Here is an 18940-nt window from a genome sequence, read left to right on the forward strand (position 1 = left end):
CACCAAACGATGCAACAACAAAAAAAGTGGCCGTAAATCCGGCCACTTTTCCCATCCAACATCTCTCTCATCAAGACGCTTTAATTTGTAACAAGGCCTCAACCCCTGCTTGATCCCACGTCCCCTGCCGGACTTTAAGATACGCCACGTCTTCAGCCGCAATCACCACCGCCTCACACACCCCCTCAAAACGCGCCAACTGCGCTGACAAAGCCGCCGCATTCCCTTGCCAATGACGCGCAATAAAATCAGGATCGATATGATACAACTGAGTTCGCACTGCAGGCGGCGGCGTCATACGGATAGCAAGTAACAACCAAATCACCATCAATACCGCACAAAACGCAAACGTCCCACTGCTGCCATACCAACCATATAACGCCCCCCCGACACTGGCCCCGACAAACAAGCCCAACGATTGACCCGTGTTATATACACCAATCGCCGTTCCCTTTGCCTCGGCAGGGGCAATTTTAGACACCAAAGAGGGTAAAGTCGCTTCTAAGATATTGAAAGCAATAAAATATAATGCCAACGCCGCCACAATCGCCGCAAAGCTATCTAACCACAACGCCATACTGATTTGTGCAATACACATCAAACTAATGGCAAACACAAAAACCTGTTTCAAACGGTGCTTTTTTTCACCGTAGATAATTGCCGGCACCATCAACACAAAACCCAACACCACCACAGGCAAATAGACTTGCCAATGATGGTCATGATCTAAACCACCGGTTTTCGTTAACAAAAACGGAATCACTACAAACATCGCCATTTGTGCCGCATGTAGCGCAAAAATTCCAAAGTTCAGACGCAACAACTCACGATTGCGCAACACAGCAGGTAAGCGTGCAGGAGAGGCTTCGGCATCAGAATGAAAACGGGTCGCCACTGGATTAGGAATAATCCAATACACCCCAAGCAGCGCAAACACACACAACACCGCTGTCAGCAGAAAAATACCGGGGACGCCAATATAGCGGGTGAGCAACGGGCCCAATACCAAACTAAAGGCAAACGTCAGGCCAATCGTCATCCCAATCATTGCCATAGCGCGGGTACGGTTTTCTTCACGGGTCAGATCAGCCAATAACGCAGTAATCACGGCTGAAATCGCCCCTGCCCCTTGAATCACGCGCCCCACTGTCAACCACACCACATCCGGCGCCCATGCAGCAATTAAGCTGCCGATGGCAAACAGGATTAAACCGAGATAAATCAGCGGTTTGCGGCCAATATGATCCGACCACATCCCAAAGGGCAATTGCAACAAAGCTTGGGTCAGGCCATAGCTGCCTAATGCCAGCCCGATCCACAGCGGTTCATCACCGCCCGGAAGGGTGTGGGCATATAAGGCAAACACCGGCAAAATCAAAAACATCCCTAACATACGCAGGGCGTATAAGCCTGCGAGTCCTAGACTGGCGCGCAGTTCAAGTGCGGTCATGCGATTGATCGTTCCATAAAAAGAGAAAGCCACCACCAAAGGTGGTGTGCTTTCGTGGTGGGTTATCACCGTTTCCTTGTGGCTTACGACACAGCTAATACCCGTTGACGGCGGCTTTCAGCCAACACCATGCCGCTGGCCACCGAGACATTTAGACTTTCAACAGAGCCAAACATCGGAATCGATACCAGTACATCACAGGTTTCACGCGTCAGCCGGCGCATTCCTTCGCCTTCAGCCCCCATCACCCAAGCCAATGGGCCGGTATGTTGGAAATGGAATAAATCGGTGTTCGCTTCCATTGCTGTACCAGCAATCCACACGCCAGCCTCTTTTAGCTCGCGCAAAGTACGCGCCAAGTTGGTCACTGTGATATATGGCACGACTTCCGCTGCGCCACATGCCACCTTACTCACCGTGGCATTCAGCCCAGCTGAACGATCTTTTGGCGCAATCACGGCATGAGCGCCCATTGCATCGGCAACACGCAAACACGCCCCCAGATTATGAGGATCGGTCACCCCATCTAATACCAATAACAACGGCGCTTCTTGCAAGTTTTCCAACACATCGTCCAAAGTCAAGTAATGGCGACGAGGATCAATCTGTGCGACAACACCTTGATGACGTGCATGGCCAGTCATGCCATCTAAACGCGCATTATCGAGGTAATGCAACCGCACCCCAGCCCGTTCCGCTTGTGCAATTGTTTCCTGCATTCGGCTATCGTGACGACCATTGGCACAATAGAGTTCAATAATACTGTCTGGGTTTTGAAATAAACGGGCATTCACTGCATGAAAGCCGTGAATCAGTTGAGTGGGACGAGACACAGAGCAACTTTCTTTGATATGCGCGAGTGGGCATTGTCCCCAAACTCGCGCCAGCACAGGATTAGTGCGGATGATGAGCAACAACAGTGGAATGCAATAGCTTATCGGTGTAGGCAATGGCTGCCGCCGAGAGTAAGAAAGCTAAATGCAAGAACAGCTGCCATTTTATCGTATGCTCATCCAAGCGAGAAGCATTGATAAAGGTTTGCAATAAGTGAATGGAAGAGATTGAAATAATCGCCATCGACAATTTGACTTTTAATACCGAGGCGTTCACATGATCTAACCATTCTGGTTGATCGGGATGGTTATCCACCCTCAACCGTGACACAAAGGTTTCATAGCCCCCCACGGTAACCATCAACAACAGATTGGCAATCATCACCACATCAATCAATGCTAATACGGTTAGCATGATTTCAGTTTCAGTGAGTACGTTAAGCTGTGTTAACAGGTGATAAAGCTGGCTGAGAAATTTCCAAGCGTATACCCCTTGCACCACAATCAAACCCAAATAAATTGGCAGTTGTAACCAACGACTCCAAAAAATCAGAGCGGCGACTTTCCCTTTCACCCCTTCTTGCCGGTACACGGGGATAGCGGAAGCGGTATGTTGTCCTTCGGATGGTGTCATGCTGAATTCCTGATGATGAAACAAAATCGATTACAAGCCTAATCGCTGGCAGATAGTAGAGACAGTGCCTGCCTGATTCAAGGTATAAAAATGCAAACCCGGTGCCCCTTGGCTGAGTAAACGATCACACAGTGCGCTGATGACATCCAAGCCTAAAGCACGAATCGAAGCCGTATCATCGGCATACGATTGCAATTTCAAGCGCAGCCAACGCGGAATCTCTGCCCCGCAGGTGTCGGAGAAGCGAGCTAATTGACTGAAGTTATTGATTGGCATAATCCCCGGCACAATCGGGATATTCACACCCAGCGCTTGCACTTCATCAACAAAGGCAAAGTAAGCATCGGCATTAAAAAAGTATTGGGTAATCGCAGAATCCGCCCCAGCCTCGACTTTACGCACAAAATTGCGAATATCGGCATGGGCGGTGGTTGCTTGCGGGTGATATTCAGGATAAGCCGCCACTTCAATATGGAAGTGGGCACCATGCTGTTCACGAATAAAACTGACTAATTCATTTGCATAGCGAAACTCGCCAAACGTCCCCATTCCTGAGGGAATATCACCCCGCAATGCCACAATATGGCGGATGCCATGCTGACGATACTCTTGCAAGATGGCACTGATATTTTCACGCGTGGAACCAATACAAGACAAATGGGGCGCGGCAGCCAAACCTTCGCTACGAATATCTAACACAGCAGCCAAGGTCCCATCACGCGTAGTACCACCCGCACCAAAGGTGACAGAGAAAAAAGCCGGTTGAAACTGTGCCAGCTGTTGCCGTGTGGTGCGAAGTTTGGTCATCCCCTCAGGGGTTTTGGGCGGAAAAAATTCAAAACTGATAGTTGGTTTGGTTTGGCTCATCAATATATCCCCCGACAGCGATTTGATTAAAAAAAGACAGCGCCGAGGCGCTGTCTCTGTTAGATGCAGCTCATGGTTTAGTAGCGGTAGTGCGCTGCTTTGTATGGGCCTTGTTTTTCTACGCCGATATAACGCGCTTGTTCATCTGACAATTCGGTCAATTCGGCACCGATTCGTTCCAGATGTAAGCGGGCGACTTTTTCATCCAAGTGTTTTGGCAGGATATACACTTGATTGGCGTATTGTTGACCATTGGTAAACAACTCGACTTGTGCCAACACTTGGTTGGTAAAGCTATTGGACATCACAAACGAAGGGTGACCCGTGGCACATCCTAGATTAACCAAGCGGCCCTCAGCCAACAAAATCACACGTTTGCCATCTGGGAAGATGATGTGATCGACCTGCGGCTTAATGTTTTCCCACTGATATTGACGCAACGAGGCGACTTCAATTTCGCTGTCAAAGTGGCCGATGTTGCAAACAATAGCGTTGTGACGCATGTTTTTCATGTGATCGTGCGTAATCACCGACACATTACCGGTGGCAGTCACAAAAATATCGGCCTTGTCGCAGACATCATCCATCCGCACCACACGATAGCCTTCCATCGCTGCTTGCAACGCGCAAATAGGATCAATCTCTGTCACCCACACCGTAGCACCCAAGCCACGCAGCGATTGAGCACATCCTTTACCCACATCACCGTAGCCTAATACCACGGCAACCTTACCGGCAATCATCACATCGGTTGCACGTTTAATGCCATCAACCAACGATTCACGGCAACCATATAAGTTGTCGAATTTTGTCTTGGTCACTGAGTCATTGACGTTAATCGCTGGGAATGGCAATTCGCCACGCTCGGCCATCTGGTAGAGACGATGTACGCCGGTGGTGGTTTCTTCGGTCACGCCTTGAATATGTTGCAGACGCTTAGAGTACCAATGTGGATCTTGATCTAAATGGCGGGCAATCGCGGCAAACAGCGCGGTTTCTTCTTCGTTGGTGGGATGCGAAATCACGCTGCGGTCGTGTTCGGCCTTGCTGCCCAAAATCAACAACAGCGTTGCATCACCACCATCATCCAAAATCATATTGGCGGGTTGGTTTTCTGGCCATTCAAAAATGCGGTGGGAATATTCCCAGTACTCGTCTAAAGTCTCACCCTTGACGGCAAAGACAGGTACACCAGAGGCAGCAATCGCAGCAGCCGCATGATCTTGGGTGGAAAAGATATTGCATGATGCCCAGCGCACTTCCGCACCCAAGGCAGTTAAGGTTTCAATCAAAACAGCGGTCTGCACTGTCATGTGCAAAGAACCGGCGATACGCGCACCACGCAGGGGTTGTTGGTGACGGTATTCTTCACGCACCGCCATCAAACCTGGCATTTCGGTTTCGGCAATATTGAGTTCTTTACGACCCCAATCAGCCAAGGACATATCAGCAACAACATAATCTTTATCAGCCACAGCGTTCATGAACACTCCATAGAGGCGGTGGCCGGAGGGATGCGGTTCACCCGCAACCCGTACCGGCACGGATTGATGGGTGAGCGCCGTTAAAGATGCCGGGCCTGGGAGGAAACTGTCCTCTCGCAGCGCTCCCCGGCGAAGGGAAGAAAGCCAATTATACGTTAAACATCAGCCAACTCACACCGTGCAACCGTCAATTACAAACCTGCATCAGCGCGCAAAGCAGCGGCTTTGTCGGTCGCTTCCCAAGAGAATTCAGGCTCTTCACGACCGAAGTGACCATAAGCAGCAGTCTTGCCATAAATCGGACGCAGTAAGTCCAACATCTGCACAATGCCTTTTGGCCGTAAATCAAAATGTTTTTTCACTAATTCCACAATCAATTCATTTGGTACTACATTGGTTCCAAACGTATCCACCGAGATCGAAGTTGGCTTCGCCACACCAATCGCGTAAGAAACTTGAATTTGGCACTGACGCGCTAAACCTGCGGCAACAATGTTTTTAGCCACATAACGACCTGCATAAGCAGCAGAACGATCCACTTTTGACGGATCTTTACCAGAGAAGGCGCCACCACCATGTGGCGCTGCACCACCATAGGTATCCACAATAATTTTGCGGCCAGTCAAACCACAATCCCCCATCGGGCCACCAATCACAAAACGGCCAGTCGGGTTAATCAAGTATTTGGTTTCGGCAGTCAACATATGAGCCGGCAAAACCGGCTTGATAATCTCTTCAATCACCGCTTCAGTCAGCGTTTCTTGTGTGATCTCAGGGGCATGTTGCGTTGACAACACCACAGTATCAATCCGCTTTGGCAAACCAGTTGCACTATCGTACACGCAAGTAATTTGCGACTTGGCATCAGGACGCAACCACGGCAGACGGCCATCTTTACGCAACTCGGCCTGACGTTGTACTAAACGGTGTGCATAGTAGATTGGGAAGGGCATTAGGCTTGGCGTTTCATCGCAAGCATAACCAAACATCAAACCTTGGTCGCCAGCACCTTGTTCCAAATCCAGCCCCTGCCCTTCGTTCACCCCCTGGGCAATATCTGGAGATTGTTTGTCATAGGCAACCAACACCGCACAACCACGATAGTCAAAGCCTAAATCCGAACGGTCATAACCAATGCGTTTGATGGTATCGCGAGCCACTTGGATGTAATCGACATTCGCGTGGGTGGTAATCTCACCCGCTAACACCACCAAACCGGTGTTGACCAACGTTTCAGCTGCCACGCGGGCATACTTGTCTTGGCTCAAAATGGCATCCAAGATCGCATCTGAAATTTGATCTGCCACCTTATCCGGATGGCCTTCGGACACGGATTCCGAAGTAAACAGGTATTCACTCATGTGTTTTTGCGAGACACCCTGTTACAAGAACAAGGGGGGATAGCTTAGCGTGGATGACGCTCCGTGCTCGCAGACTCCTTTCTGAAAAACGCTACCCTAAAACCTGACCTATCGCAGATGGCAACCAACTGACACTAGGCCAGACCTAAAAAACCGCTAAAATGCGCGGCACTGTTGATCCCTCGCCGAAAGGCCAACTGTGCGTGCTCGCCTTGCCCAATTTCTGATTACTGCTTTGTCTTATCTTCCGTTGCCACAGGTGCAAGTCATCGGTCGTTGTTTGGCTCGTCTTGCTGCGGGATTCTCCCCACGTTTTCGGCAACGCATTCAAGACAATCTTCACCACAGCAAAATCGCCGCAAGTTATCAGTCTGAAGCCAAATTGGTCAAACAAAGTATTGACCACATCGGGATGGGTGCAGCAGAACTCAGCATCGCGTGGTGCCGTACACCAGACGACATTATGCGCCTAGTACAAGCTTGTGAAGGTTGGGAACATATTGAGGCTGCACAAGCCCGTGGTGAAGGTTTGTTATTGGTGACACCTCATCTTGGTAATTATGACATTGCTGGGCGTTATGTTTCACAGCGCCTGTCCTGCCCATTAACCGCGATGTACCGTCCGCCAAAGTTAGCGTGGTTAGAACCCGTCATGAATCAAGGCCGTGTACGGGACAAGGGAAAAACAGCCCCGGCCACCCCAGCAGGGGTACGGCAAATTATGAAGGCTCTGCGCGCAGGCGAAGCAACCGTGATTCTACCGGATCAAGTGCCCAGTCAAGGTGATGGTGTTTGGGCACCATTTTTTGGTCGGCCAGCCTACACCATGACACTGGTGCCACGCCTAGCCACCATGAAGGGTGTGACTACCCTGTTTTTCTATGGCCACCGCTTGCCAAAAGGGCAAGGATTTATCATTAAAATCCGTCCCTTGCAAACACCTTTCACCGGCGATAAAGAACATGATGTCGCTTTGATGAATCAAATGGTGGAAAGTGTCATTTGCGAAGCGCCAGAACAATATTTATGGAGTTACAACCGTTACAAAAAACCCGCTGGCGTCCAACCACCCTCCTCTGCTTGTTAATTATTAAGAGACTCTTTTATGCGTTTTGCCATTTTTTTGTTATGGCTGCTACATCATTTGCCACTCAGTGTATTAAATTTATTTGCATGGCCAATTGGCAAACTGGCTTATTTACTGGCCAAAGAAAGAAGGCAGGTCGGTTTAATCAATTTACGCTTGTGTTTTCCTGACTGGAGCGAAACCAAACGGCGCGACATTATCCGGCAACATTTTCATGCAATGGCGAGAATGTTACTTGAGTATGGGATTATGTGGTATGCCACACCACAGCGCTTACAACGCCTAGTTAAAATTCACAACCTAGATTATCTAAAACAATATGAACAAGAAAATGTGATTATTTTATACCCACACTTTGTTGGATTTGAAATGTGTGTATATCGTTTGAATTTAGAAAAAGCCTTAGTCAGTGTCTATTCAAACCAAAAAAACCCAATACTCAATCAACAGATTTATCAGGGAAGAATGCGTTTTGATAATGCTAAAATTGTCTCTCGGCAAGAAGGGCTACGTTCAATTATTAAAGCCATGAAAGACCATACTCCATTTGTTTATTTGCCTGATCAGGACTTTGGCCCAAAAGACTCTATTTTTGTTCCATTCTTTGGTGTTGAAGCAGCCACGATCACTGGGTTATCTCGTATTGCAAAGTTATCTAAAGCCAAAGTGATTCCAGCCATTCCCACTCGAGTAGGCAATCACTACGAGTTAACGTTCTACCCTGCGTGGGAGAATTTTCCAACAGAAGACATTACAGCTGATACTCGTCGCATGAATGCTTTTATTGAAGAGCGAATTTTAGAGCAGCCCGAGCAATATTTCTGGCTACACAAACGCTTTAAAACCCGACCTGAAGGTCAAGCACGGTTCTACAACTAAAAAAAGCCCCACTATCGTGGGGCTTTTTATTTCAGACTGTTTTATTGCCAAGCAGGTTTACGCCACCGCCAAAAATAACGAACAACAAATCCGGGGAAGGCTAAAACCAAAAACAGAGATAAAGTTGTGGCATAGAATTGCCATTTTTGCGGATGGATAGGCGCTGTTTTCGACTCTAACCACAACGCGAAAGCCCCCACCACCCCATACCACAACAACAACTCCAGCAGTTGCCACGCAAAATGTTTCTTACCTTTTTGCAGTGGCACAGGTATCAGCAAGAACACACGCTCTGAGACAAATGGCAAGTTAGCCGTTACCAATGCAACCAATAATAGCGCCAAGACTTGCCATTCCATACTTCAGATCCTTATGCCCCAGCAACCACTGACAGGGATTGTTTCATTGCATCAACACACAAGGTCAACAGGCTGTCTGGCACCACACCCAACACCAGCAGAGCCACCGCATTCAGACTCAACACCAGTTTCATTTCTGGGCGTGCAGCAGGAACAGGTTCATCGTTAGGCTCATCAAAATACATGCATTTCACAACACGCAAGTAGTAGAACGCACCCACCAACGAGAACACCACACCAACCACTGCTAACCAAACTAAACCTACGTCAACCGCCGCTTTTAAAACTGCAAACTTGGCGTAGAAACCTGCCAGAGGCGGGATACCAGCCATCGAGAACATGGTGAACAACATTAACAGCGCGTACCAACTGTTCTTTTGGTTCAGACCTTTGAGGTCGTCTAAAGTTTCACAATCGAAACCAGCGCGCGACAGCAATAACAAAATACCGAAGCCAGCCAGCGACATTAAGACATAAACCAAGATGTAGAACAGTGCTGCGGTGTAACCTGCTTCTGTACCAGCCAAAATACCAACCAACAGGAAACCCATGTGCGAAACAGTTGAGTACGCAAACATACGTTTCAGATTGGTTTGAGCAATAGCAGTAATATTACCCAGCGCCATCGACAACACAGCCAACACCACCAACATCATTTGCCAATCGGCCACTGCAGCACCCAAGCCTTGGGCCAAAATACGCCACACAAACACCATCGCAGCGATTTTAGGGGCAGCACCAATCATCAAGGTGATCGCCGTTGGCGAGCCGTGGTAAACGTCAGGCACCCACATGTGGAACGGCACTGCACCCAATTTAAAGGCCAAGCCTGCCACCACAAACACAATCCCAAACACCACCAACATACTGTTCGCTTGGCCAGAAGCAATGTCATTTGCCACTTCAACCAAGAACAAGCTGCCAGTTGCGCCGTAGAGCATCGACATGCCGTACAGCAACATGCCGGAGGCCAAAGCACCCAACACGAAATACTTCATCGCGGCTTCTAGTGCTGGGGTGGAGTCACGTTTCAGCGCAATCAGCGCGTACAAGGCCAAAGACAACAGTTCCAAGCCAATGTACAGCGTGAGGAAATGGCTGGACGACACCATCACCATCATGCCCAACAGACTAAACAAGGTCAGCGTGTAGTATTCACCCTTAAAGATGCCGTGGTTAGCTGCATATTGACGGGTGTAAACCAAAGTCACGGCCACCGCAATATACAAACCAATTTTGGCAAGATCAGAAACCGGATCATCAACAAACATGCCGCTGAAGGTCGTTTCTGGATAAGGTACCCAAGTAGTCAAAGTCAGCACAGCACAGCCCAACAGGGTGAGCAATGTCAACCCGTAGGTAATTCCCCGCTTGGCATCAGACAGAAACAAGTCCAGTACCAAGATGACGGATAAAGCCGTGAGGAGAAAAATCTCGGGCAATGCCGGCATCAGATTCAAATCAGCCCAACTCATCTAATTCTTTCCTTATGAACAGCACTGCCTTACAGCTTAGATTGAGCAACATGCGCGATCAGGTCATTAACCGATACATGCATAACCTTGACGAACATCTCGGGATACAAGCCCATGCCAAGCACCATCACAGCCAAGATAGCCAAGATCAGGAACTCACGCTTGTTCACATCTTCCATTTCAGCAACATGACTGTTCGCCACATCACCAAACACCACTCGCTTATACATCCATAAGGTGTAAGCAGCGCCGAAGATCAGGGTAGTGGCCGCAGCGAAGGCTGCCCAGAAGTTCACTTGTAATGCGCCCATGATCACCATGAACTCACCGACGAAACCAGAGGTTGCAGGTAAACCCGAGTTCGCCATCGCAAACAACAGGAAGAATGCGGCAAAGATTGGCATCCGGTTTACAACACCGCCATAGTCAGCAATGTTCCGTGTATGCAGACGGTCGTACATCACGCCGATACACATAAACATGGCAGCCGAGACAAAACCGTGAGAGACCATCTGCACAATCGCGCCTTCGATCGCCCATGGGTTGAGCTCATTACCAGCAAACAAGAACAAACCTAACGTGACAAAACCCATGTGAGAAATGGAGGAGTAAGCCACCAATTTCTTCATATCGGTTTGCACCAACGCAACCAGACCGATGTAAACCACCGCCACCAACGACAAGGCTACCATCAACCACGCTAATTCACGCGACGCATCAGGCACAATCGGCAACACAAAACGTAAGAAGCCATAAGCACCAATTTTCAGCGTGATTGCCGCCAGCACCATCGAGCCACCTGTCGGTGCTTCAACGTGAGCATCGGGCAACCAAGTGTGCACAGGCCACATTGGTACCTTCACTGCAAAAGACATAAAGAAGGCAATGAAGATCAGGATTTGTGCAGTTAATGGCAGTGGCAGGGTGTGATACTTGAGAATTTCAAAGCTATAGCCAGCTTGGAAGTACAAGTAAATGAACGCCACCAACATTAACAACGAGCCCAACAGCGTGTAGAGGAAGAATTTAATCGATGCATACACACGACGTGGGCCGCCCCAGACACCGATGATCAGATACATCGGGATCAGCATGGCTTCGAAGAAGACGTAGAACAGCACAGCATCAAGGGCAGCAAAAGCACCATTGATCAGGCCAGACATCACTAAGAAAGCAGCCATATACTGGGCGACACGCTTTTCGATCACCTGCCATCCAGCTAATACCACTAATAAGGTGGTAAAGCTGTTGAGGATCACAAACAGCATCGAAATGCCGTCAACACCAAGGTGATAATTGATGTTTAAGCTAGCAATCCAAGAAAACTTCTCTTCGAATTGCATCCCGCCATGTAGCGTATCAAATTGAGTATAAAGGGGCAGCGTGACAAGGAAGCCCAAGGCAGCCCCCGCCAACGCGAGGAGACGTGCCATATTGGCATTCTTGTCCCCACCCGTCGCTATCACCAGCAATCCGGCCACAATAGGTGTCCAGATTGCCAGACTTAACAGATTTTCAACCATAAGCCCAACCTAACAGTTTCGAGATATTTGTTGTCGTTGTTCAGCGTGCAATGACACCAGAGAGCCAAAGGGTCATCAAACCGAGAACTCCAATAATCATTGCTGTTGCGTAACTGTAGATGAAGCCGGATTGCAGCTTGCGGGTCACGCGGGAGAACAGCCCTACCAGCTTTGCCGAACCATTCACTACCAAGCCATCAATCAGCGCTTGATCACCCACTTTCCAGAAGCCAGTCCCTAACAGGCGTGAACCTTTGGCAAAGAGAGCAAAGTAAATGTCATCAAGATAGTATTTGTTTTCCAACAGCGTATAGATTGGGCCAGACATTCTCTTGATCGCAGCAGGAATCTGTGGTGCCTTCATATAGAAGAACCATGCCGTTACCACACCTGCCAACGCTAACCAGAATGGTAAAGTTTGCAAGGCATGAGCGGTCATTGCTGCCGCACCGTGGAAATGCTCTGCCATGGTTGCCATCGCTGGGTGAGCTTCATGATCGATGTAGATGATACCTTTGAAGAAATCACCGTAGAGCATCGGCTCAATTGCGATGTAACCAATAACAACCGAAGGAATCGCCAACAAGACCAGTGGCAGCGTTACCACCCATGGGCTTTCGTGTGGTTTGTCATTCGGGCCTAAACCGTGATGATGGTCGTGGTCATCGTGTGCATCATGATGATGGTCATCATGTTGTACTTTCATCCAACGCTCTTCACCATGGAACACCAAGAAGTAAAGACGGAAGCTATAGAAAGCAGTAATGAAGACGCCTGCAACCACCGCGAAGTAAGCAAAACCGCTACCTGCCAAGTTGGATGCATGGACAGCTTCAATAATCGAGTCTTTCGAGTAGAAACCAGCAAAGAATGGGGTACCAATCAGTGCCAAAGAACCAATCAAGCTCGTGATCCAAGTAATCGGCATGTATTTGCGCAGACCACCCATATTACGCATATCTTGGTCGTGGTGCATACCAATGATGACCGAGCCTGCCGCTAAGAACAGCAACGCTTTGAAGAATGCATGAGTCATCAGGTGGAACACTGCCACATTGTAGGCCGACACACCCAGAGCCACAGTCATATAACCGAGCTGAGACAGAGTGGAATAAGCCACGACGCGCTTGATGTCATTTTGTACGATGCCCAAGAAACCCATGAACAACGCGGTGATCGAACCTGCCACCAACACCACCGACAAGGCAGTATCAGACAATTCGAACAGTGGTGACATACGAGATACCATAAAGATACCAGCGGTCACCATCGTAGCAGCGTGAATCAGCGCGGAAATCGGTGTTGGACCTTCCATCGAGTCGGGTAACCACACATGCAGAGGGAACTGCGCCGACTTACCCATGGCACCAATAAACAGAAGAATACAGGTGACGGTCATCAACGACCAAGTTGAACCCGGAATCAGTTCAATGGTGGCGTCTTTTAGTGCAGGTGCAGCAGCGAACACATCGGTGTAGTTCAACGAACCACCGAAGTGATACAACACCATACCAATCCCTAACGCAAAACCAAAGTCACCAACACGGTTAACCAAGAACGCTTTTAAGTTGGCAAAAATGGCTGTTGGTTTTTTAAACCAGAAACCAATCAACAGATACGACACCAAACCAACAGCTTCCCAGCCGAAGAACAGCTGTACGAAGTTGTTAGACATCACCAACATCAACATCGAGAAGGTGAACAGTGAGATGTAACTGAAGAAACGCTGATAGCCAGGATCTTCCGACATGTAACCGATGGTGTAGATATGCACCATCAGCGACACCGAAGTCACGACGACCATCATCATGGCAGTTAAATTATCGACCAAAAACCCGACCGAATATTCGATGCCGTTGACGGTTAACCAAGTGTAAATGTTACCGTTGAATGGCTCACCACCATTCAACAGATAGTTTAGGGTGTATGCAGAACCGATGGCAGACACCATCACCCCTGCAATGGTCGCGACGTGCGCCGCACGACGACCAATCGCCCAACCAAATAAGCCTGCTAAAGCCGAGCCGAGCAAAGGCGCTAGCGCGATTAGCAGATATAAGCTCTTCATCTCCATGATTTCTGTGCTTCTCTTTCGTTCGGTTCGCGTCAGCCTTTGAGGCTGCCCAGGTCTTCGACACTGATGGTACGCAGGTTACGGAACAGGCCAACCATAATAGCCAAACCAATCGCTGATTCAGCGGCTGCCACGGTCAGGATAAAGAAGACAAAAATCTGCCCACCCGTATCGGAGAGGTATTTAGAAAACGCGATAAAGTTGTAATTCACCGCCAACAGCATCAATTCAATTGCCATCAGCAACACAATTACATTTTTACGGTTAAGCAAAATACCCAGCACGCTAATGGCAAACAAAATCGCCCCAAGCACTAAGTAATGAGTCAAAGTCAGCACGGCATCTCCCTGAGTTCAATACGCAGCTCAGGCCGCGGATTCGTTGTTGTCAGTATCAGCGTTGGCACGTGGCTCGGCATCCATCTTGAGCACACGAACACGATCAGCACGTTGTACACGAACCTGAACAGCAGGGTCGATATACTTGGTGTCTTTGCGTTTACGCATGGTTAATGCAATCGCTGCGACAATCGCCAGCAACAGCAGTACAGCAGCCAACTCAAACGGCAGCAAATAGGTGGTGTAGATTTGTAAACCTAACTCACGCACATTGCTCATGCCTTCGGCCAGCGGGGCAATTTCGTTCATGCTCGACAAATCTGCTGATGGACTTAACAACACCATCACCATTTCAACGACCATGATCACTGCAACCGTTCCTGCTAGCGGCAAATGTCGCCAAAAGCCTTCGTGGAGTTTTTCGAAGTTGATATCCAACATCATCACCACGAACAAGAACAACACCATCACCGCACCGACATAAACCAGCACTAAGGCGATTGCCAAAAACTCAGCTTGCATCAGCAGCCAATGGCCAGCGGCAGAGAAAAAAGCCAGCACCAAGAACAACGCAGCATGGACTGGGTTTTTGGCTGTCACCACCCGCAAACCAGAGTAGAGCACGATGGCTGACAACACATAGAACACAACTTCTTGAAACGACATGTTCCCCCCTTAACGGTATTTGGCGTCAGCTTCACGCGCTTTGGCAATTTCGGCTTCGTACTTATCACCCACCGCTAACAACATCGGTTTGGTGTAGTACAGATCACCACGTTTCTCACCGTGATACTCATAAATGTGAGTTTCCACAATGGCATCGACAGGACAGGATTCTTCACAAAAACCACAGAAGATGCATTTTGTCAGGTCAATTTCGTAGCGTGTGGTACGGCGAGAGCCATCATCACGTTTTTCCGATTCGATGGAGATTGCCATCGCAGGACACACGGCCTCGCACAACTTACATGCAATACAGCGTTCTTCACCGTTTGGATAGCGACGCTGCGCATGCAAACCACGGAAGCGCGGACTGTAAGGGGTGCGCTCGTCGGGGTATTGCACGGTAATTTTACGCTGGAAGAAGTGACGCCCAGTCAGCGCCATCCCTTTCAGCAATTCGACCAGCAGGAAGGTCTTGAAGAAATTTTTCAACATTGCGTTAGCCTTCTTGTCCCGTTAGTTCCACAGCGACAGCGGACTCATCATCCACGCACCAACTACCACCACCCACACCAAAGTGACCGGAATAAACACTTTCCAACCCAAACGCATGATTTGGTCATAACGATAACGTGGGAAAGTGGCGCGGAACCACAGGAAGCAGAACAACACCAAAGCTGCTTTCAACAACAGCCAGTGAATACCTGCAGCACCCAATACCGGAATCGAAGCAGGGAATGGAGATAACCAGCCACCCAAGAACATCAGCGCAGTCAAGGCAGCAATCAAAATCATGTTGGCGTATTCAGCCAAGAAGAAGATCGCGAAAGCCATACCGGAATATTCAACGTGGAAACCCGCCACAATCTCAGATTCACCTTCAGCCACGTCAAAAGGTGCACGGTTGGTTTCAGCAACGCCGGAGATCAGGTAAACCACGAACATGGGGAACAGTGGCAACCAGTTCCAAGACAAGATAGAACCACCAGCCAAACCAACAGCTTGTTGGTTCACAATCTCAACCAAGTTTAGGCTGCCAGACACCATCAACACGCCGACCAGAGCAAAGCCCATCGCAATTTCGTACGACACGATTTGCGCTGCAGAACGCATTGCGCCTAAGAAAGAGTATTTTGAGTTTGCAGCCCAGCCTGCCACGATCACGCCATACACCCCCATCGAGGTGATCGCCATGATATAGAGCAGAGAGGCATCAATGTTGGCTAGAACCAAATTGGGCGTGAAAGGCATCACCGCCCATGCCGCCAGTGCTGGCAAAATCGATAACACTGGCGCCAAGATGAACAAAAATTTGCTCGACTTGGTGGGCATGATGATTTCTTTGGTCAACAGCTTTAACGCATCAGCGATAGGCTGTAACAAACCCTTCGGCCCAACACGGTTTGGGCCGATACGGATTTGCATATAACCAATGACTTTACGTTCTGCCAGCGTCAGGTAGGCAACACAACCCAACAAAGGCAAAACAATGGCCACGATTTTCAACAATGTCCAGGCAGCGAGGCCAAGATCATTTCCTAACAACGCTTGGAAGAACTCCATTATTTACCCCGCACAATGTCAATTCGGCCAAACATCGCACCCAAACTGGCTGTCAATGGATGAGCAGTTGGAACACGAGCCACACCAACTGGCAAAGTCGCATCTTCGCCAACGGTTAAACTCACCTCAGCCTCACCTTGACGCACAGTCACAGTTTGGCCAGCTTGCAATTGTTGTTCGCGCAAGGTCTCTGGATGTAAACCCAAGATTGGCGCACGCGCATCAGCAGTCTGTTGCAGACTGACCGCACGACGGCATAAGGCATCGGCCTGATAGATAGGGACTTCACCAAGACGCTGTAACCCGTCGGTCACAACAGCAGTATTCACTGTCGCTGCATCCGTTTTCAGGGTGTTATCTAAACCTGTCACACGATCGGCATTCAGCTGTTTTGCAAACTCAGTACGAATTTCTTCTACAGAGGAGAAGTCAAAACCACTGGCTTGGGCCAAGTTACCCAGCACGCGCAGTACTTTCCATGCAGGACGTGTTTCACCCAAGGGCTTAACCACACCATTAAAGGTTTGCAAACGGCCTTCCATGTTGACAAAACTGCCGGCTGTTTCTGTAAACGGCGCAATTGGCAGCAACACATCAGCACAAGCCAACAGTTCAGGCGAGCGGAAGGCTGTCAGTGCAGCCACCATCTTGGCTTGACCTAAAGTGGCTTTTGCGACTTGAGGGTTATGTGCATCAAAATCGGGTTCGGTATTGAGCAAGACATAAGCGGCTTGAGGTTGTGCCAGCATTTGTGCTGCATTCAATCCACCCTGATCAGGACGGAAGAACAGCTCAGCGCCAACGCTGTTAGCCGCTTCACCGAACACACCAAAACGGGCACCCGTTAAGCGGGACAGTTCTTGCACCAGCAATAACAACTCGCTAAACGCTGGGTGATGTTGAGCCAAATGACCCAAAACAATCGCGCCGGTTTCTGCTTCAGACAAAGAAGTCGCCATACGACGTGCTTCATCACCGATTGACACACCATCCAACGACAACTGACAGGATTCTTGTTTCAGTTCAGCTGCAGCCGCCACTACCTGTGCCAAGGTGTTCACCAATGCTGCGGGGGCAACCACTAATTTGGCATGCGTGTCAGTGCGCAAGTCATCATCAGCCAAAGCCACCAAATTCAGTTGGGTACCTTTTTTGACTGATTGACGCAGGCGTGCAGCAAGCAGAGGTTGCTCTTTGCGTAGCGTTGAGCCAATCACCAGCACGGATTTGGCTGCAGCCAATTCAACGATATCGCAGCCCAGCCACAGAGCACCATGCTGCAGACCATCAGCGCGGAAGTCGGCGCGACGAGTCCGGTAATCTGTATTCTTCACCCCTAAAGCACGTGCCAATTTCTTAAGAGCAAATAACTCTTCTGTAGTGGAGTGGGGAGAAGCTAAGAAGGCAACACGATCGGCACCGTCACGAGTGATGATGTCTTTTAAACCGTGAGAAACATAGTCAAGCGCCGCTGCCCAGTCGGTTTCAATCCAACGACCATCTTGTTTGACCATCGGCTTGGTCAAGCGCAAATCGCTGTTTAATGCTTCGTAAGAGAAGCGATCACGGTCGGCCAGCCAGCATTCGTTGATGTTTTCGTTTTCTAATGGCAATGCACGATAAACACGATTGTGTTTGACTTGCAGCACCATATTGCTACCCAAACCATCATGTGGGCTAACAGATTTACGGCGTGACAGTTCCCAAGTCCGGGCAGAATAGCGGAAAGGTTTCGAGGTCAACGCACCCACAGGGCACAAGTCGATCACGTTACCTGAAATCTCGGAATCCACTGTCTTACCTAAGAAAGGCAAAATTTCAGAGAATTCGCCACGATGTGCCATACCAATTTCTTGGAAGCCACCGATTTCCTCGGTAAAACGCACGCAACGGGTGCAGTGAATACAACGCGCCATTTCTTCAGCGGAAACCAGCGGGCCCATATTTTTTTCAGGGACCGACCGTTTTTCCTCTTGATAGCGCGAATCGCCACCACCATAACCAACAGCGAGGTCTTGTAATTGACACTCGCCCCCTTGGTCACAAATTGGACAGTCTAAAGGATGATTAATGAGCAAGAACTCCATCACCCCTTTCTGTGCTTTCACCGCCAGATCAGAATGGGTAAATACCTTCATTCCATCTGTCACGGGTGTCGCACAGGCAGGTAATGGTTTTGGTGCTTTCTCAACCTCAACCAAACACATACGGCAGTTCGCCGCGATAGACAGTTTTTTGTGATAGCAAAAATGCGGAATATAGGTCCCGACCTGATGAGCAGCATCCATGATTGTGGAGCCGTCCGGCACAGTCAGCTTTTTGCCGTCGATTTCAATTTCCAATGCCATAG

General features: G+C 49.1%; 17 protein-coding genes and 1 riboswitch. Of the genes, 2 read left to right on the top strand and 15 right to left on the bottom strand.

The features are described from left to right. Nucleotides 1–70 precede the first annotated feature (70 nt). From ACTBZS_RS03435 to metK, 6 genes are all read right to left on the bottom strand, one after another. Nucleotides 71–1450 (bottom strand): MFS transporter, encoded by a 1380-nt coding sequence (locus ACTBZS_RS03435; protein WP_027405051.1) that lies wholly within the window; start codon nucleotides 1448–1450, stop codon nucleotides 71–73. Nucleotides 1451–1533: 83 nt separating this feature from the next. Further along, entirely contained in the window at nucleotides 1534–2283 is a 750-nt protein-coding gene (gene rlmB, locus ACTBZS_RS03440; RefSeq protein WP_463043282.1) for a 23S rRNA (guanosine(2251)-2'-O)-methyltransferase RlmB, read from the bottom strand. 61 nt (nucleotides 2284–2344) lie between these two features. Then, on the bottom strand, nucleotides 2345–2917 hold the full coding sequence (locus tag ACTBZS_RS03445) for a TIGR00645 family protein (RefSeq protein WP_463043283.1): 573 nt from the start codon (nucleotides 2915–2917) through the stop codon (nucleotides 2345–2347). A gap of 30 nt (nucleotides 2918–2947) precedes the next feature. Then, the gene (metF, locus tag ACTBZS_RS03450) at nucleotides 2948–3784 is read right to left on the bottom strand and encodes a methylenetetrahydrofolate reductase [NAD(P)H] (RefSeq protein ID WP_460429336.1); all 837 of its coding nucleotides are present in this window, start codon (nucleotides 3782–3784) and stop codon (nucleotides 2948–2950) included. Nucleotides 3785–3861: 77 nt separating this feature from the next. Next, nucleotides 3862–5268 (bottom strand): adenosylhomocysteinase, encoded by a 1407-nt coding sequence (gene ahcY, locus ACTBZS_RS03455; protein ID WP_460429335.1) that lies wholly within the window; start codon nucleotides 5266–5268, stop codon nucleotides 3862–3864. Between the two features lie 65 nt (nucleotides 5269–5333). Beyond that, nucleotides 5334–5402: riboswitch (S-adenosyl-L-homocysteine riboswitch) on the bottom strand. Between the two features lie 57 nt (nucleotides 5403–5459). Beyond that, a complete protein-coding gene (metK, locus tag ACTBZS_RS03460) occupies nucleotides 5460–6629 on the bottom strand; it encodes a methionine adenosyltransferase (RefSeq protein WP_463043284.1) in 1170 nt (389 codons plus the stop codon). A gap of 199 nt (nucleotides 6630–6828) precedes the next feature. Between metK and ACTBZS_RS03465 the strand changes: the two genes are divergently transcribed. Next, nucleotides 6829–7716, top strand: coding sequence for a lysophospholipid acyltransferase family protein (locus tag ACTBZS_RS03465; RefSeq protein WP_463043285.1), 888 nt, complete (start codon nucleotides 6829–6831; stop codon nucleotides 7714–7716). Nucleotides 7717–7734: 18 nt separating this feature from the next. Beyond that, the gene (locus ACTBZS_RS03470; RefSeq protein WP_463043286.1) at nucleotides 7735–8595 is read left to right on the top strand and encodes a lipid A biosynthesis lauroyl acyltransferase; all 861 of its coding nucleotides are present in this window, start codon (nucleotides 7735–7737) and stop codon (nucleotides 8593–8595) included. Nucleotides 8596–8636: 41 nt separating this feature from the next. On the opposite strand, the gene ACTBZS_RS03475 is transcribed toward ACTBZS_RS03470, so the two are convergent. Genes ACTBZS_RS03475 through nuoG form a run of 9 tightly spaced genes read right to left on the bottom strand, consistent with a single transcriptional unit; the run spans nucleotide 8637 to nucleotide 18938 of the window. Continuing rightward, the gene (locus ACTBZS_RS03475) at nucleotides 8637–8954 is read right to left on the bottom strand and encodes a DUF2818 family protein (RefSeq protein WP_460429332.1); all 318 of its coding nucleotides are present in this window, start codon (nucleotides 8952–8954) and stop codon (nucleotides 8637–8639) included. 11 nt (nucleotides 8955–8965) lie between these two features. After that, on the bottom strand, nucleotides 8966–10429 hold the full coding sequence (nuoN, locus tag ACTBZS_RS03480; protein ID WP_460429331.1) for an NADH-quinone oxidoreductase subunit NuoN: 1464 nt from the start codon (nucleotides 10427–10429) through the stop codon (nucleotides 8966–8968). Between the two features lie 29 nt (nucleotides 10430–10458). After that, entirely contained in the window at nucleotides 10459–11952 is a 1494-nt protein-coding gene (locus ACTBZS_RS03485) for an NADH-quinone oxidoreductase subunit M (protein ID WP_460429330.1), read from the bottom strand. Between the two features lie 40 nt (nucleotides 11953–11992). Continuing rightward, nucleotides 11993–14026: an NADH-quinone oxidoreductase subunit L gene (gene nuoL / locus ACTBZS_RS03490; protein ID WP_460429329.1), complete on the bottom strand. Its 2034-nt coding sequence runs from the start codon at nucleotides 14024–14026 to the stop codon at nucleotides 11993–11995. Between the two features lie 32 nt (nucleotides 14027–14058). Then, nucleotides 14059–14364, bottom strand: coding sequence for an NADH-quinone oxidoreductase subunit NuoK (gene nuoK, locus ACTBZS_RS03495; protein WP_022652618.1), 306 nt, complete (start codon nucleotides 14362–14364; stop codon nucleotides 14059–14061). A gap of 27 nt (nucleotides 14365–14391) precedes the next feature. After that, a complete protein-coding gene (locus ACTBZS_RS03500) occupies nucleotides 14392–15030 on the bottom strand; it encodes an NADH-quinone oxidoreductase subunit J (protein WP_460429328.1) in 639 nt (212 codons plus the stop codon). Nucleotides 15031–15039: 9 nt separating this feature from the next. Further along, the gene (gene nuoI / locus ACTBZS_RS03505) at nucleotides 15040–15519 is read right to left on the bottom strand and encodes an NADH-quinone oxidoreductase subunit NuoI (protein ID WP_211213653.1); all 480 of its coding nucleotides are present in this window, start codon (nucleotides 15517–15519) and stop codon (nucleotides 15040–15042) included. A gap of 24 nt (nucleotides 15520–15543) precedes the next feature. Next, on the bottom strand, nucleotides 15544–16593 hold the full coding sequence (gene nuoH, locus ACTBZS_RS03510; protein WP_460429537.1) for an NADH-quinone oxidoreductase subunit NuoH: 1050 nt from the start codon (nucleotides 16591–16593) through the stop codon (nucleotides 15544–15546). Then, entirely contained in the window at nucleotides 16590–18938 is a 2349-nt protein-coding gene (gene nuoG, locus ACTBZS_RS03515; RefSeq protein WP_463043287.1) for an NADH-quinone oxidoreductase subunit NuoG, read from the bottom strand. The genes nuoH and nuoG overlap by 4 nt, the downstream gene beginning before the upstream one ends. Nucleotides 18939–18940: the final 2 nt, after the last annotated feature.

Source organism: Aquaspirillum sp. (assembly GCF_055136605.1).

What these genes read in the sequence shown, in the direction of transcription:
- ACTBZS_RS03475 (WP_460429332.1), bottom strand. Translation starts at nt 8,954, where the DNA reads ATGGAATGGCAAGTCTTGGCGCTATTATTGGTTGCATTGGTAACGGCT.
- nuoL (WP_460429329.1), bottom strand. Translation starts at nt 14,026, where the DNA reads ATGGAGATGAAGAGCTTATATCTGCTAATCGCGCTAGCGCCTTTGCTC.
- metF (WP_460429336.1), bottom strand. Translation starts at nt 3,784, where the DNA reads ATGAGCCAAACCAAACCAACTATCAGTTTTGAATTTTTTCCGCCCAAA.
- metK (WP_463043284.1), bottom strand. Translation starts at nt 6,629, where the DNA reads ATGAGTGAATACCTGTTTACTTCGGAATCCGTGTCCGAAGGCCATCCG.
- nuoG (WP_463043287.1), bottom strand. Translation starts at nt 18,938, where the DNA reads ATGGCATTGGAAATTGAAATCGACGGCAAAAAGCTGACTGTGCCGGAC.
- ACTBZS_RS03445 (WP_463043283.1), bottom strand. Translation starts at nt 2,917, where the DNA reads ATGACACCATCCGAAGGACAACATACCGCTTCCGCTATCCCCGTGTAC.
- ACTBZS_RS03470 (WP_463043286.1), top strand. Translation starts at nt 7,735, where the DNA reads ATGCGTTTTGCCATTTTTTTGTTATGGCTGCTACATCATTTGCCACTC.
- ACTBZS_RS03435 (WP_027405051.1), bottom strand. Translation starts at nt 1,450, where the DNA reads ATGACCGCACTTGAACTGCGCGCCAGTCTAGGACTCGCAGGCTTATAC.
- nuoN (WP_460429331.1), bottom strand. Translation starts at nt 10,429, where the DNA reads ATGAGTTGGGCTGATTTGAATCTGATGCCGGCATTGCCCGAGATTTTT.
- ahcY (WP_460429335.1), bottom strand. Translation starts at nt 5,268, where the DNA reads ATGAACGCTGTGGCTGATAAAGATTATGTTGTTGCTGATATGTCCTTG.
- ACTBZS_RS03485 (WP_460429330.1), bottom strand. Translation starts at nt 11,952, where the DNA reads ATGGTTGAAAATCTGTTAAGTCTGGCAATCTGGACACCTATTGTGGCC.
- ACTBZS_RS03500 (WP_460429328.1), bottom strand. Translation starts at nt 15,030, where the DNA reads ATGTCGTTTCAAGAAGTTGTGTTCTATGTGTTGTCAGCCATCGTGCTC.